The 14788-nt window shown below is 51.5% G+C and carries 11 protein-coding genes; 6 read left to right on the top strand and 5 right to left on the bottom strand.

The genetic code is table 11. From position 1 onward, the window contains the following. Window positions 1-98: 98 nt before the first annotated feature. Window positions 99-1181 carry an ABC transporter substrate-binding protein gene (locus AC6R0S_RS10960; RefSeq protein ID WP_500637910.1) on the bottom strand — a complete coding sequence of 361 codons (1083 nt, stop codon included), beginning with the start codon at window positions 1179-1181 and terminating at the stop codon, window positions 99-101. Between the two features lie 128 nt (window positions 1182-1309). On the opposite strand from AC6R0S_RS10960, the gene AC6R0S_RS10955 reads away from it, so the two are divergent. After that, window positions 1310-2362, top strand: a complete 1053-nt coding sequence (locus tag AC6R0S_RS10955) for a FecCD family ABC transporter permease (protein WP_334568275.1) — start codon at window positions 1310-1312, stop codon at window positions 2360-2362. Beyond that, a complete protein-coding gene (locus AC6R0S_RS10950; RefSeq protein WP_487902375.1) occupies window positions 2362-3132 on the top strand; it encodes an ABC transporter ATP-binding protein in 771 nt (256 codons plus the stop codon). Before AC6R0S_RS10955 ends, AC6R0S_RS10950 begins: the two co-directional genes overlap by 1 nt. A 53-nt stretch (window positions 3133-3185) precedes the next feature. Here the strand turns inward: AC6R0S_RS10950 and AC6R0S_RS10945 are convergent, their stop codons facing one another. Together AC6R0S_RS10945 and sohB are read right to left on the bottom strand one after the other, a co-directional pair. Further along, window positions 3186-5048, bottom strand: a complete 1863-nt coding sequence (locus tag AC6R0S_RS10945; protein WP_500637909.1) for a methyl-accepting chemotaxis protein — start codon at window positions 5046-5048, stop codon at window positions 3186-3188. A 194-nt stretch (window positions 5049-5242) separates the two neighbouring features. Beyond that, on the bottom strand, window positions 5243-6304 hold the full coding sequence (gene sohB / locus AC6R0S_RS10940; RefSeq protein ID WP_500637908.1) for a protease SohB: 1062 nt from the start codon (window positions 6302-6304) through the stop codon (window positions 5243-5245). Window positions 6305-6393: 89 nt separating this feature from the next. Between sohB and AC6R0S_RS10935 the strand changes: the two genes are divergently transcribed. The 4 genes from AC6R0S_RS10935 to AC6R0S_RS10920 all read left to right on the top strand — a co-directional run bounded on the left by AC6R0S_RS10935 (window position 6394) and on the right by AC6R0S_RS10920 (window position 12494). Next, entirely contained in the window at window positions 6394-7137 is a 744-nt protein-coding gene (locus AC6R0S_RS10935) for a YciK family oxidoreductase (protein ID WP_500629691.1), read from the top strand. A 129-nt stretch (window positions 7138-7266) separates the two neighbouring features. Continuing rightward, window positions 7267-7950 carry a translesion DNA synthesis-associated protein ImuA gene (imuA, locus tag AC6R0S_RS10930; protein WP_500633512.1) on the top strand — a complete coding sequence of 228 codons (684 nt, stop codon included), beginning with the start codon at window positions 7267-7269 and terminating at the stop codon, window positions 7948-7950. A 2-nt stretch (window positions 7951-7952) separates the two neighbouring features. Continuing rightward, window positions 7953-9401, top strand: a complete 1449-nt coding sequence (locus AC6R0S_RS10925) for a Y-family DNA polymerase (RefSeq protein WP_500637907.1) — start codon at window positions 7953-7955, stop codon at window positions 9399-9401. Between the two features lie 21 nt (window positions 9402-9422). Further along, window positions 9423-12494: an error-prone DNA polymerase gene (locus AC6R0S_RS10920; protein WP_500637906.1), complete on the top strand. Its 3072-nt coding sequence runs from the start codon at window positions 9423-9425 to the stop codon at window positions 12492-12494. A 46-nt stretch (window positions 12495-12540) separates the two neighbouring features. Here the strand turns inward: AC6R0S_RS10920 and AC6R0S_RS10915 are convergent, their stop codons facing one another. Beyond that, on the bottom strand, window positions 12541-13488 hold the full coding sequence (locus tag AC6R0S_RS10915; RefSeq protein WP_500625579.1) for a chemotaxis protein CheV: 948 nt from the start codon (window positions 13486-13488) through the stop codon (window positions 12541-12543). Between the two features lie 113 nt (window positions 13489-13601). Next, window positions 13602-14786, bottom strand: coding sequence for a sugar metabolism global transcriptional regulator Mlc (gene mlc, locus AC6R0S_RS10910; RefSeq protein WP_500637905.1), 1185 nt, complete (start codon window positions 14784-14786; stop codon window positions 13602-13604). Window positions 14787-14788 lie beyond the last annotated feature (2 nt).

Below are 14788 nucleotides of genomic sequence, written 5' to 3'. Positions count from 1 at the left end.
CGAAGTGACCCGACATACGGTTCACTTCGGCTTTCATTGAGGGCAGCACGCTTATTCAACTTGCCCAAAAGAGCGTAACCAACCTAACAGCTGAGCTCTTATAACTCAGTCATAAAGGTGCCGGTTGGGCTAATCGGCAGGTATTTTTCATAAAACGCCTGGTATTGACCAGCAGGGTCTAAATCACTAAACAGGGATGGGTAAAGAATTTTCGCGTAGAACTGAATCATCGCGCCATCAAGAATCGTACGGCATGCACCGTGATACGCCGCAAACATACGCTGGTTTTGCACCGCAGATAGGGTTGACCAACCGACGCGCTGCTGAAATCCGGCTAAACGCTGCTTCGCTAGCGCTTCATCCACACCTTGCCCCATGACCATAGAGTCATCGGCGCTGCCTGATTCATAGCCTGTCATCACAATCACTTCTGGATTCGCAGCGAGGATTTGCTCTGGGTTGAGTTTGCCCCACCACTCGACGTATGGAGCGGAGATATTGTCACCGCCCGCCATGGTCGCAATCGCACCCCACATGTTTTTGCCAAAGGTGTAGCCAGTTTCGCTTACGCCCGCCGCACCATATTCGGTGTAGACACGCGGCTTAGGCAGGTTGGCTTTCGCGAGACGCTCGCTGATCATCTCTACGTTTTTCTGGTACTCATCAGCAATGGTTTGTGCGCGCGCTTGCTGACCAGTGATGACCCCAATCAGCTTAGTGCTTTGCACATGGCGCTCCACCGTTTGGGCGTTGTAATCCACAACGACCACTGCGATCCCGGCACTTTGCATACGCTCAACATCCGATTCAAGTGCCTTAAATTGCCAATCCGCCAGTAGCACGACGTCGGGATTCAAGCCGATCACTTTTTCTACCGAGAAGGTGTTGGTGTCTACACGTCCGATTTCGGGGATCTCATCAAGAGAGGGGCGGTGCTTGACATACTTCGCCCAGCTCGCCGAACGTGCTTGCCAAATGTATTTAGACATGCCAACCACATGGTCATACGCCGCTTCCGTGCCTATTGCCATATAATCTTCAGGGTAAAATCCTACGACGGCTCGTTGCGCCGGTGCATCAAAGGTCACCTCACGTCCTAGAACGTCAGTTACTGTGGTGGTTTGGGCAAAAGTGAAACCGCTAAAACAGAGTGCGGCAAACATCATTAACTGTTTAATCATTGGGTCAATTCCTTGTTGTTTTGCGACATATTAATCCCTTTATGAATGATAATGCAACTAACTATCATTAATGGTAATATCACCACCTTTATTTATGCGAATACGCCCTTTTGTACAGGTAAGATGACGTGGAATCTGTCGCCTTAGAACAGTTAATCAAGCAGCAGCGCCGCAACGAGAAGCAACGCGTAGGCGTCATTATCGCCTTTGCTTGTCTGATTGTGATGACGTTTGTTTTTGACATCATGACCGGGCCTTCGATGCTCAATGCATCCAAAGTCCTCTACTCATTATTGGAATGGATTGGCTTGCCGTATCAAGTCGATGCATCCACGCAAATCATTGTCACCAACCTGCGCTTGCCCATCGCTTTGATGGCGATCGTCGTTGGCGGCGCACTTGGCGTTGGCGGTGCAGAAATGCAGACGCTACTGAACAACACCATGGCAAGCCCCTACACCTTAGGCATGGCCGCCGCCGCTGGTTTTGGCGCGGCTATCACTCTGTACATGGGATCTTGGGGGATCAGCAGCAACTATGCGGTGCCACTCGGCGCGTTTTTGTGTTGTATGCTGTCGGCGTGCTTTTTGTTCTCTCTCGCATCGGTGCGTCATATTAGCTCTGGCCAGCTGATTCTTGCCGGCATTGCGCTGCTGTTTCTGTTTCAATCGCTGCTCTCGTTGGTGCAGTTTGTCTCCTCCCCTGAACTCAGTCAGCAGATTCTATTTTGGCTCTTTGGTAGCCTGTCGAAAGCAACGTGGAATAACCTAGCCATTACTGCGGCGGTGGTCTTATTGGGCGGCGTGTTGCTGATGAAAGATGCGTGGCAACTCACCGCGCTGCGCCTTGGGGAAGAGCGGGCAAAAAGCGTTGGCGTTAACATCAAACGGCTGCGATTAAAAACTCTGTTTATCGTCGCGGTGATCACCGCAACCGTGACCAGTTTTGTTGGGATCATCGGATTTGTCGGCATTGTCGCCCCCAATATGGCGAAATCCATGGTGGGTGAAGATCAGCGATTCTTTTTGCCGATGTCGTTTTTGGTTGGGGCATTTTTGCTCTCAGGCGCCTCTGTGCTATCTAAAATCATCGTGCCAGGCGCGCTATTTCCCATTGGCATAGTCACCGCCATTATTGGCGTGCCTTTCTTCTTCTGGCTTATCTTGGCGAAGCGAGGTTAATGGTGCTGGTTGCGGATCATATTCACATTCATATCGATAATCTCACGCTAGCGGATAACATCAGCTTTGAGCTCAATCCCGGCCAAGTCACTGCGGTACTGGGTCCCAACGGCGCCGGAAAGAGCACACTCTTGAAAGCGCTGTTTGGCGATATTGACCTCTCTCAAGGTGCCATTCGTCATCAAGAGACCACGCTCAACCCGAAAGCTCTCGCTCGCTGGCGTGCTCGCTTTGGCTACATGCCGCAAGACATTCACCTTGAAGTGAGTTTGAGTGTGATAGAAGTGGTACTGATGGGCAGGCTCGATAGTTTGAGCTTGCGCATTGATGATGATTTACTCAAGCAAGGGCTGCACATTCTCAACAGTATTGGCATGGCCCATTTGGCGAATCGTAACGTTAGCTCACTCAGTGGCGGTCAACGGCAGATGATTTTGTTCGCCCAAGCTATCATGCGCAACCCGCAGATCATGTTACTTGATGAGCCCGTTAGCGCATTGGATCTTCACCACCAGCATGTCTTGCTTGATCACTTAGTGAAACAGACACGCGAGCAGCAGTTTGTCAGCATTATGGTGCTGCACGATCTTAATTTGGCGGCGCAATACGCCGACCATCTTCTGGTCATCAAACAGGGGCAATTGGTCGCCAGCGGCGCGCCCAATGCCATTTTGACCACAGAGCTGGTGAAGTCCATCTACAATGTGGATGCCACGGTTCATCATGATAACGATGGCGTACCCTTCGTACGTACTCTAAAAGCCAGTTAACGCACGCTCACCGCTCAAAAAAAAGCCCCAGCATTAAGCTGGGGCCATTTCGACTAAACAATAAACTTGTTGAGTGCTGATGATTGCTCTTCGACAAGGCGCGTCTGTTGCTCAACTAAGTTAGACGTTTCCAACGTGCGCTCTGCTACTTGGCTCGACAGATCTTTGATGTTCACCGTGTTGCCGTTGATCTCTTCAGCCACCAAGCTTTGCTCTTCCGCCGCGGAGGCAATTTGGATGTTCATTTCGGTGATTTGCGACACCGCATCTTTAATGCGATGCAGTGACTCATTGGCACTGTGCGCGTGCTCTACCGTCTCCATCGCCAGATCGTAGCTCTGAGTCATCGCCGAAGCCGTCGTGTTCGCGCCCGCTTGTAAGCGTTCAATCATAGCGCGAATTTCGGTGGTCGATTCCGTTGTGCGCTGCGCTAAGGTGCGAACCTCATCCGCCACTACCGCAAAACCGCGTCCTGAATCGCCCGCACGCGCCGCTTCAATCGCCGCGTTCAATGCAAGCAGGTTGGTTTGGTCAGCAATGCCATTAATCACGCTGACGATAGATTCAATGCTGTCGGTTGAGGCTTCCAGTTCACGGACACTTTTCGACGCGCGCTCCATCTGCTGCGCCAGCGTTTGGATAGAATCAGACGTCAGCGAGACAATGCTGGAGCCCTCTTCTGCGGCGTGATCCGCCGATTGCGCAGCGTGCGCCGCGCTCTGTGCGTTCTCTGCCACCAACGCACAGGTCGTCGACATCTCATTCATCGCGGTCGCCAACTGCTCCACTTCTTGCACTTGAGTGTCCAACAGCATTCGTGAATCGTTCGCCGCGATATTGGTCGATTCCGCCACATGAGTGACATCGTGAGCTGTGCGTTGGCTGTCTTTAATCAGCGCTTGAATCGTCGCAACAAAGTTGTTGAAGCTTTTCGCCAGCTGGCTAAATTCTTCATCGGTATTGGTATCAAGACGCTTAGTCAAGTCGCCATCGCCACTTGCAACGTTGTCCATCGCTGCACTCAGTTGACGCAATGGGCGGGTTAGCCAAGCGATGATCGCCAAGAAAACCGCTAAACTGAGGAACATCAAGAGAGTGGCAATGATCATCGAGCTTGTTCTCATGTTCTGCAAAGGAAGATGTGTCTGCTCAAAATCGACGAGGATGCCGACAAACCAGCGTGTATCAGGCACTGGCTGGTAGGTGACATAGTAATCTCGCCCATTAACAGGCAAGATCTTAACATCATTGCTAATCGCACCATTTGCAATGAAACGAGTCAGAGGCTGACCATTAAATTGCGCGTTTGGGTGACCAATGATGGTGCCATTTTCATGAACAATGAATAGCGTGCTGTGTGGCACGTCAGCCTCATTGACAGTGGCTGACAACACAGAAAGGTCAACATCAAAAAAGCTCACTGCCTCAAGCTGACCACTCTGGTAAATCGGTTGTGACACAGAGATCAATACTGCGCCTGTGCCTTCATCCACATACGGCTCTGTCACCACTCGTTGACCCACGCGCTTTGCGTCCACATACCAAGGGCGAGTGCGAGAATCCCAGTCACTCGGTGGCGTCCAACTGGCATCATTGTGCACAATTCGGCCATCATCTTCATAACCGACTCCGGCGGTAACAAAGACATGATTCAGTGCCGATTGATTGAAAATAGTATGAACACTCTCTTGAGGTGCGGTCGCCGTCAACTCCGATAGGTAATCAGCAAAATCATATTTGGCCTTCATGGTCTCCGACAAATTATCGGCTACCTGTTTCATCGAGAGGTCAATCATTGTTGAGATAGAACTCTCCACTTCTTTACTCAATGCACGGTAGTTAAGGGTCGATAATAGACTCAACGACACTAAACATATCGCTGATCCTGCTACGATCAGTTTGGTACGAAATTTCATAATTCCTCGGAGACAAATAAGCATGCTCGTGCGAGTGTAGCGAAGTGCATATTTTATGAGGAATATCGGTTATTCCTCATACAGTAACGAGGTACACATTGGCTCCGTACCAATACCAAACAGCAAAAAGCCCACCGAAGTGGGCTTTTGGGAGTTAGGCTTTAGACGTCGTGTTACCAAAGCATCTATCTTTATCACACAATCGGTCTTTGTCCGCGATCCATCAGCTTCATGATCACGTTGTCGGCGGCCTCTCCGGCAATGCCGGCCAGCTTGGATGACAGCTTTTTCTTTTGTGTGTAATGGATCGCCAACACGGTTTTTTCCTTGCAGGCGGTGGCGATAAGGTCATCGGAAGTGTTGATTTCATCCACCAAGCCCAGTTTGTGCGCTTGTGTGCCGAACCAGTGTTCACCGGTAGCGACTTTCTCCAACGCTAACTCTGGGCGATGTTCACGGATGAAGTCTTTAAAGAGATCGTGCGTCTCTTCAAGCTCTTGTTTGAATTTTTCACGCGCTTTGTCGGTGTTTTCACCAAACATGGTGAGGGTGCGTTTGTACTCACCAGCAGTCAGCTGCTCATAGTCGATGTCGTGCTTTTTCAGCAACTTGTTGAAATTTGGCAACTGGGCAATCACGCCAATAGAGCCGACAATCGCAAATGGTGCCGAGACAATTTTGTCCGCAATGCACGCCATCATATAACCGCCGCTGGCCGCCACTTTATCGACCGCGATGGTCAGTGGAATGCCCGCGTGCTTAATGCGATCCAATTGCGAAGAGGCCAAGCCATAGCCGTGCACCATGCCACCACCCGATTCAAGACGCAGCAGAACTTCGTCTCCCTCACGGGCCACGGCAAGAATGGCGGTCACCTCTTCACGTAGCGAAGCCACCTCTTTCGCATCAATGCTGCCCTTAAAATCCAACACAAAAAGGTGCGGCTCGCGCTGGCTGTCTAACTCACCCGCTTTACTTGCCTGTTTAATGGCTTTCTCGCGCGCTTTGGTCTCTTCTTTCTGGCTCTTCTTCTCCGCCTTGTCGCGCGCTTTCAAAAACGCATCATCATGCAGATGATGTTCAAGGGTATCGACGGTGTGTTTATGCTGTTCACTGAGGTTGGTCACCTCCAGTTCACCTTTCGCACTGCCACTCTTGCCACCCGCGGCTTTGGCTATCACTAAAATCGCAATAATCGCGACCACAACAGTCACAATCTTGGCTAAAAACAGCCCGTACTCCAACAAAAATTCCAATGTGAATATCCTCTCCTAGGCGAATTGGTGTATTGTAACCACCTTGTCACGAAGACTTAAAGCAGAAGATTACAATAAGGATGCACATCGTGGATTATGCTGTCTCTTCAGATGCCCTGAAAGGTAAGGTTATTCTGGTTACTGGCGCGGGAGCCGGTATTGGTAAACAAGCGGCGCTCTCTTATGCAGAGCATGGCGCAACGGTGATTCTCCTTGGCCGCACCGTCAAAAAACTCGAAGCCACCTACGACGAAATTGAAGCCGCCGGCTACCCTCAGCCAGCGATTATTCCCTTGGATATGAAAGGCGCGAGCAAGCAAAACTATCTGGATATGGCCGATACGATTGAGAGCCAGTTTGGACGTCTTGATGGTGTGCTGCACAACGCCAGTTTGCTTGGCGTGATCAGTCCGTTTGATCAAATCGGTGAGGACACCTACGACGACGTGATGCAAGTCAACGTCAAAGCGCCCTTTTTGATGACGCAGGCCCTGCTGCCTTTGCTGCGTCAATCCGACGATGCGCGCATTGTCTTTACCTCATCCACCGTGGGTCACAGTGGCCGCGCGTTCTGGGGCACGTATGCGATGTCCAAATTTGCAACCGAAGGCATGATGCAAGTGTTGGCGGATGAGCTCAGTGACTCGACTATTCGTGTTAATGCCATCAACCCAGGCGCGACCCGCACAGGCATGCGCGCAAAAGCCTACCCAGCGGAAGATGCCGATTTACTCAAAACACCGCTCGATCTGATGCCCCTGTATCTCTACTTGATGGCACCAGAAGGTCGCGCCGTCAACGGTCAGTGTATTGACGCGCAACCGAAAAAATAATCACCAATAAACGCCGACTTCTCAACGCCTTGCACTCTGTGTGAGGCGTTTTTTTATTCACTCACACCACGAGGATCTTGTCGATCGTTGATAAACAATTATACTGTATATATATACAGGTAAATAGTTATGTATGAACTGATCGAACATCTTAAGCAAAAACAATGGCTTTGGCAGGGTAATCAAACCTTAGCAGAGCAAGACCACTACACCACTGGCTATGATCTGCTTGATCAAAAACTCAGCGGCGGCTTCCCGAAGCAAGGTGTGGTGGAGCTGAGCTCGCCCGCTGCTATTGGTGAGCTGCGCCTGTTGCTTCCCCATCTAAGAAACACCACTCAAGAGCGGTTGTCGGTCTTTATTCAGCCGCCGGGGTATCTATGCGCCGAGCAGCTCATCCGCGAAGGGTTCGATATGAATAAGATTTTGCTCCTCTACCCACGCGAGCACAAAGAGGCGCTGTGGGCCGCTGAACAATGTTTAAAAAGCGGCGCTTGCAGCAATGTGCTGTTATGGTCAAGCGAGTTAGAAGTGCACCAAGCTCGGCGTTTGCAAGTCGCCAGTGAACGCGGTGATAGTTTGTCTTTTTTGTTCAAATCCGAGCAGCACAGCCAGGCATCACTGCCGGTGAGCTTAAGCCTTGCCCTGCGCCCGCACCCTTTGGGCTTAGAGGTCACTATCACCAAACGCCGCGGCGGATGGCCACACGCCAGTTTTGTCCTGGATATGAGCCGCACTTGGCCAGCACTGACGCAGGCTCGCTCGCCATCAAGCGCTGACGTTCTCCCCTTTCCACTGAGGCAGCAAGGCTAACGATGACGCTCTGGTTGTATCTCCATTTTCCGTCCTTGCAACTGGACGCGCTGTTTCACACGCCGCAAGGTGATCCGCTGGTGATTGTCGATCCTCAACGCTTTAGGGTTGTGCAGTTAAATGCAGCGGCTCATGCTCAAGGGATCCAACCCGGCATGGGGCTAGGCAGCGCCAGTGCGCTTTGCCCGACTCTGCAAGTGCACCCTTATGATGCCGATGTCGAGCATAAGTTGTTACTGGAACTGGCGCAGTGGCTCTATTTCGTCACCTCTGACATTGCGCTCTATCCCCCCAATGGCTTGCTACTTAAAGTTACCGATATGCTGACCTTATACGAGGGGTTGGATAAGTATTGGCAGCAGCTCAGTCAGCACCTCACGCGCTGGTCGGTGGATGGAAAAGAGACAGAAGAGATCGATTGCAACGCGCCGATGCGCCTTCACTATCACTACGCCACGGGGTTTTCTCCGCTGTGCGCCATGCTATTGGCCAAATCGGGTACAGACATGATTGAAGAGCGTCAAGAGAGACTCCATCAAGCCCTTTTACCGTTTGCTCTGCACGCGACCGAACTCGCCCCCTCGCAAGTGGATAAACTCGCGCGCGTCGGGATAACCACACTCGAACAACTGCTGGCATTGCCAATGCAAGATATTGCCCGCCGCTTTGATATTGATTTGGTCAACTATGTTGGCCGCTTGATGGGCCAATTTAAGCATCCGGTGGATTTCTACCATCCGCCCGAGTCCTTCCAGCGTTATCTGGAGCTGCTGTTTGAGATTGAGACCATTGCGTGGCTCACTCGCCCTTTGCAGCGCCTGCTCAATCAACTGGAAACCTTCCTTATGCTGCGCAATCAAGTGGCCTACGAGCTCACACTCACGCTGCATCAACGGGAAGGACAAGAGGCGCAGATTCACTTTACCTCTGCCAGTGGTGATTATCTGGCCACGCGCTGGATGACGCTGTGCCAGCTGACGTTGGAGTCGATGAAACTCGACGCGCCAGTACAAGGACTGACACTCAAGTTAGTACGCGGCGGCGAATTAGAATCCACCAGCCCTAACCTATTTGGCAAAAAGCAGGGCCAACAGAGCGAGTTGGAGCTCATCAGCCTACTGCAAGCCAAGCTAGGCGCGCAGCAGGTACGTAAAATCGCCCTCACCGCCGACCCTAGACCGGAAAAATCACTGGCGCTGCGCGAGCCAGAGCGCCCCGTTCCGACCTCTCTGGCTACACCGAAGTTTCGCCCTTTGGTGTTACTCGACAACGCTCAGCCACTGGAAGAGAACGTCACCTTGATTCAAGGCCCCGAACGCATTGCAACCGGATGGTGGGATGGTAACAGCATCACTCGGGATTACTTCATTGCTCGCAGTGAGGTTGGGCGCTGGTTGTGGGTCTATCGCACCCCGCAGCGGCAGTGGTTTTTGCATGGCCTATTTTGTTAGCACTGAACCCAAGAGAAAAGCATGTCGTACGCTGAGCTTTACTGCCAAACCAATTTCTCGTTTCTGACCGGCGCTTCTCACGCAGAGGAGCTGATCTTGCAGGCGGATTTTCTTCGCTATCACTCACTGGCCATTACCGATGAGTGCTCCGTCGCGGGCGTGGTGCGCGCCTACAGTGCCGTTAAGCAGCACCAACTCGGGATTCATTTGATTGTCGGCAGCGTATTTTGGTTGAACCCCCATTGCCACGTGGTGTTACTCTGCCCTAGCCGCGAAGCGTACGCCGAGCTGTGCCGGATTATTACCAATGCGCGTCGGCGCTCAGAGAAAGGGCAATATCAACTATCAGAGTGGGATCTGATGTCCGTTCGCCACTGTTTTGTGCTTTGGCTCCCCACCCACCACAGCGAAGATAACCGCTGGGGACGCTGGCTCCATCAACACCATGCCGATCGCTTATGGATAGGTGTTCAGCGCCATCTTAAAGAGGACGATCACTCCTACTTAGCCCATTGTGAGCAGCTCGCCGAATCGCTTCATTTACCCATTACGGCGTGCGGCGGCGTATTGATGCACAGTGCAACACGCCTGCCTTTGCAACATGTCCTCACCGCGATTCGTCTTGGTCAAAGTGTTGAACAGGTCTCTGCGCATTTGCTCGCCAACACGGAGCGCAGCCTGCGCAGCCAAGATAAGCTCAACAAACTGTTTAAAGCTGAATGGCTAGCGGAGAGTGTTCGGATTGCTAAGCGCTGCCATTTCTGTCTCAGCGAGCTCAAATACGAATACCCTAGCGAACTGATTCCTGACGGCCACACCCCGATGAGTTACCTAACCGCATTAGTAGAAAAAGGCAAAATAGCACGCTTTCCAGACGGCGTTCCTCAGGAGATTGAACACACCATTCAAAAAGAGCTAGCGCTGATTGAGGCGCTCGATTATCCGTTTTACTTTCTCACCATTCATGACATGGTGATGTTTGCCAAACGCCAGAAAATCCTCTACCAAGGGCGAGGTTCAGCGGCCAACTCCGTCGTCTGCTACTGCTTAGAAATTACCGCCGTTGACCCAAGACAAATCTCAGTACTGTTTGAGCGTTTCATCAGTAAAGAGCGCGATGAGCCGCCCGATATTGATGTCGATTTTGAGCACGAGCGACGCGAAGAGGTCATTCAATACCTTTATCAAAAATACGGCCGTGAACGCGCAGCGCTCGCCGCAACGGTGATCTCCTATCGTTTTAAAAGTGCGGTACGTGATGTCGGTAAAGCGCTTGGCATTGAAGAGAGCCAACTTGACCACTTCATTCACAACGTCAACCGCCGTGACCGCACTCAAGGTTGGCAAGCTCAGATCGTACAGTTGGGCCTGCAACCGGGCTCACTCAAAGGCCGGCAGTTTATCGACTTGGTCAATGAGATTTTGGGCTTTCCGCGTCACTTATCACAGCATGTGGGCGGCTTTGTCATCTCCGCAGGTCCACTCTATGAACTGGTGCCGATCGAAAATGCCGCGATGGCCGATCGCACCGTGATCCAGTGGGATAAAGATGACTTAGAAAGCCTCAAACTGCTCAAAGTCGATGTGCTGGCACTGGGCATGCTCAGCGCCATTCGCAAATGTTTTGCCTTGATTGAGCTCTGGCACGGACGCAACTTATCGATTGCCGACATTACCCGCCTTGGCGATGACCCCAAGGTGTATCACATGATTCAAAAAGCCGACACCGTGGGCGTGTTTCAGATTGAATCACGCGCGCAGATGAGTATGCTACCGCGCCTCAAACCCGCCAACTACTATGATCTGGTGATACAGATTGCGATTGTGCGCCCAGGGCCAATTCAAGGGGATATGGTTCATCCCTTTCTCAAGCGCCGTGATGGCTTAGAGCCCGTCACCTACCCCTCAAAAGAGGTGGAAGAGGTGCTGTCACGCACAATGGGGGTGCCGATTTTCCAAGAGCAAGTGATCAAACTGGCGATGGTGGCCGCCGGCTTTAGTGGCGGGGAAGCCGATCAGTTGCGACGCGCAATGGCGGCATGGAAGAAAAATGGCGATTTGGTGAAGTTTCGCACCAAACTGATTGAGGGCATGTTAGCGCGCGGCTATGAACAAGCGTTTGCCGAGCGATTATTTGACCAGATCTTAGGCTTTGGCGAATACGGTTTTCCTGAGAGCCACTCCGCCTCCTTTGCTGTGCTCGCTTACTGCTCGGCATGGCTAAAGTGCCATTACCCTTACGCGTTTTATACGGCGCTGCTCAATAGCTTGCCGATGGGCTTTTACAGCCCTTCTCAATTGATCCAAGATGCGCGTCGCCACCAACTGCGCGTATTACCTACCTGTATCAACCACTCTGAGTATGACCATCAGGTCGTACGCGATGAACACGGATTTGCCCTAAGGCTGGGCTTTCGTCTCATCAAAGGCTTCAGTCAAACCAGCGCTAAGCAGGTACTCAAAGCGCGCCATAACGGACCCTTTCACCACCCAAGCCAACTCAAACACATAGGCTTAAACCAGAAAGAGCTCGAAGCACTGGCCTCAGCCAACGCCATGCACACCATTGCCAACAATCGCTACCATACCCGCTGGGCGATGATGGACTCACTCAATGACTTGCCACTGTTTCGCCACCTCAATGATGAGCAATCCGCGCCGGTACCCGCCCCAAGCGATGTACAAACCTTACTTGAAGATTACGCCGCCACTGGGCTATCGCTGCACAGCCACCCCATCACACTGCTGGATAACGCTCAGCGATTAGGCCGTTTTACTCGGATGAATCAACTGGTGCAAAAGCCGCATCAGTCCTTAGTCACCGTGGTGGGTGTGGTCACGGGCAGACAATCCCCGGGAACCGCCGCTGGAGTGACTTTTTTTACTCTGGAAGACGATACCGGCAATATCAATGTTGTGGTGTGGCAAGCGACCGCCAGAGCGCAAAAAAACGCTTACCTGACCGCCAAGATACTCAAAGTCAAAGGGATTTTAGAACGCGAAGGCGACGTCACACATGTCATCGCTGGGCGCTTAGAGGATATGACCGAGCAACTGGCAGACTTAAACAGCCGCTTGCGAGATTTTCATTAAATGGTGAGCCCGTCAGATCAAACCCAAAGGTCACAACAAGTCAGACTTACTTGCTCAGTACATCGCGCAGACGATCTTGCGCCACTTCCACCAGCAAATCCGGCTGGAACTTGGAGATAAAGCGATCGCAGCCCACTTTTTTCACCATGGCTTCGTTAAAACTGCCACTGAGCGAGGTGTTCAAGGTCACGTAGAGATCTTTCATACGCGGATCGTTACGGATTTCATAGGTGAGTTTGTAGCCGTCCATTTCTGGCATTTCGGCATCGGTGATCATTAGCAACAAGTCCTCAACCACATTCTTGCCTTCATCCGCCCAAGACTTAAGCAGTCTCAACGCTTCAAGGCCATCGCGGCACTCAATGATATTAAGGCCCAGCTGCGACAAGGTTCCTCTCACCTGAGCGCGCGCCGTCGAGGAGTCATCAACAATCAAGACGTTGCGTCCGACCATTTGTGTCGACAACTCTTCATCCAGTACGCCTTCGGAAATGGAGACGTCGTAGTCAATGATCTCAGCCAGCACTTTTTCTACATCGATGATTTCGACAATCTTCTGCTGGCTGTCTTCTTGCACATGTGTAATGGCTGTCAGGTAGTTCGCACGTCCTGCCGTTTTCGGTGGCGGCTGAATTTCACTCCATGCGGTGTTAACAATATTGCGCACTTGACCTACTAGGAAGCCCTGCACAGTGCGGTTGTATTCGGTGATGATGAGATTTTCTTCTTGATTTTCAAGACGAGAAGGCGGGAAACCAATGGCAGCGCGCAGGTCAATCACGGGCACAGAGACACCACGCAGTGATGCGACACCCGTGATGTTGTAATGAGAGCCGGGCATTTTGGTCAATGGCGGCACTTTGATCACTTCACGCACTTTAAACACATTGATCGCGAAGATTTGACGACTGTTGAGGCTAAACAGCAACAACTCAAGTCGGTTCTCACCCACCAAGTTTGTGCGCTGATCTACGGTATTTAATACTCCAGACATACTACTTCTCAACCAATGTATTAAGACAAATTAACTAGGGTATTCACCCCATCCCTTTTCAAGATTATATGGGAAAGTGGAAAAGATAAAGCTTGGCTATGAGATGACGTGCGTTAACCCTCAATGACTTTCATCAACAGCAGGCCATCGTATAACGCCTGTTTGATTAACGCCGCGCCCGGCATGGTCGCTTGTTTGTAGAAGCGCGATTCCACCAGTTCCAGATCTTGATGATAGACAGGCAAACTCTGCTCTTCAATGCAGGTTTGGATTTCCGGGTACAAAATGGTTTTGGCTTGGTTAATGGCGCCGCCAATCAACACCTTCTCAGGGTTGAACAAATTGATCACCATCGCAATCGCAGAGCCGAGGTAGCGCCCCAACTTTTGGATGACATCGACCGCCAGTGGATCGCCGTTCGCCGCCGCTTCACAAATGTCTTCAACCGACACTTCTTCAATCGACGAGAGCGATGACTCTTCACCATTAGCGATACGCTCGGTCACCTCATCACGAATCGCTTGTGAACTGGCAACGGTCTCTAAACAACCACGGTTGCCGCAGTGACACTGCTTACCGTTTTTGTCGATTTGAATGTGGCCAAGCTCACCAATGTTTCCGTGACGACCTTGCAAAACACGGCCATCCAAAACGATCCCAGCCCCGAGGCCGTGGTGAATCGAGATGAGTACCGAGTTGTCGTTCTCTTGTGAGTGGCCAAACAGTTTTTCTGCTAGTGCCCAAGCTCGGGTATCGTTGGCAATAAACACAGGCAAACCCGTGGCTTTAAAAATCTCTGGGCCTAGGGCTAGATTTTCGACGTGATAGTGCGGCATTTGCAGTACGACGCCTTGCTCAGAGTTCACTAAGCCCGGCAACGTGATGGCAATACTGGTGACGCGATCAAGCTGATCGGCGTAGGTTTGGAAGAACTCGTCAATTTCATGTAAAAGTCGCGCGAGCACGTCGTCTTGGTCTGTCTCGTGAATATCGATTTTGGTATCGATGAGGACATCACCACCCAGCTCATGCAGTGCAATGGTCAGATAACCGCGACCAAGACGCATCGAGAGAAATTGCCAGCCTTCGTTATTGACTTGAAGCCCCACCGCAGGTCGACCACGACTGGTGGCTTCTTGCACTGTGGTTTCATGGATAAGGTGCGCCTCTATCAGCTCACGAGTAATCTTGGTGATACTCGCTGGTGCTAACTCGCTCAACTTGGATAAGTCGATGCGAGAAATAGGGCCGAACTGATCGATCAGTTTGTAGACACGGCCAGCGTTGACCTGCTTGATAT

The sequence above is a fragment of the Vibrio sp. R15-SG3-ISO1B genome (assembly GCF_059833835.1).
This window is presented reverse-complemented; position numbering and strand designations above follow the sequence as displayed.

Excerpts from the sequence above, each read along its gene's own strand:
- AC6R0S_RS10945 (WP_500637909.1), bottom strand. The coding sequence starts at position 5,048 with ATGAAATTTCGTACCAAACTGATCGTAGCAGGATCAGCGATATGTTTA.
- AC6R0S_RS10915 (WP_500625579.1), bottom strand. The coding sequence starts at position 13,488 with ATGTCTGGAGTATTAAATACCGTAGATCAGCGCACAAACTTGGTGGGT.
- AC6R0S_RS10920 (WP_500637906.1), top strand. The coding sequence starts at position 9,423 with ATGTCGTACGCTGAGCTTTACTGCCAAACCAATTTCTCGTTTCTGACC.
- AC6R0S_RS10925 (WP_500637907.1), top strand. The coding sequence starts at position 7,953 with ATGACGCTCTGGTTGTATCTCCATTTTCCGTCCTTGCAACTGGACGCG.
- AC6R0S_RS10960 (WP_500637910.1), bottom strand. The coding sequence starts at position 1,181 with ATGATTAAACAGTTAATGATGTTTGCCGCACTCTGTTTTAGCGGTTTC.
- imuA (WP_500633512.1), top strand. The coding sequence starts at position 7,267 with ATGTATGAACTGATCGAACATCTTAAGCAAAAACAATGGCTTTGGCAG.
- AC6R0S_RS10950 (WP_487902375.1), top strand. The coding sequence starts at position 2,362 with ATGGTGCTGGTTGCGGATCATATTCACATTCATATCGATAATCTCACG.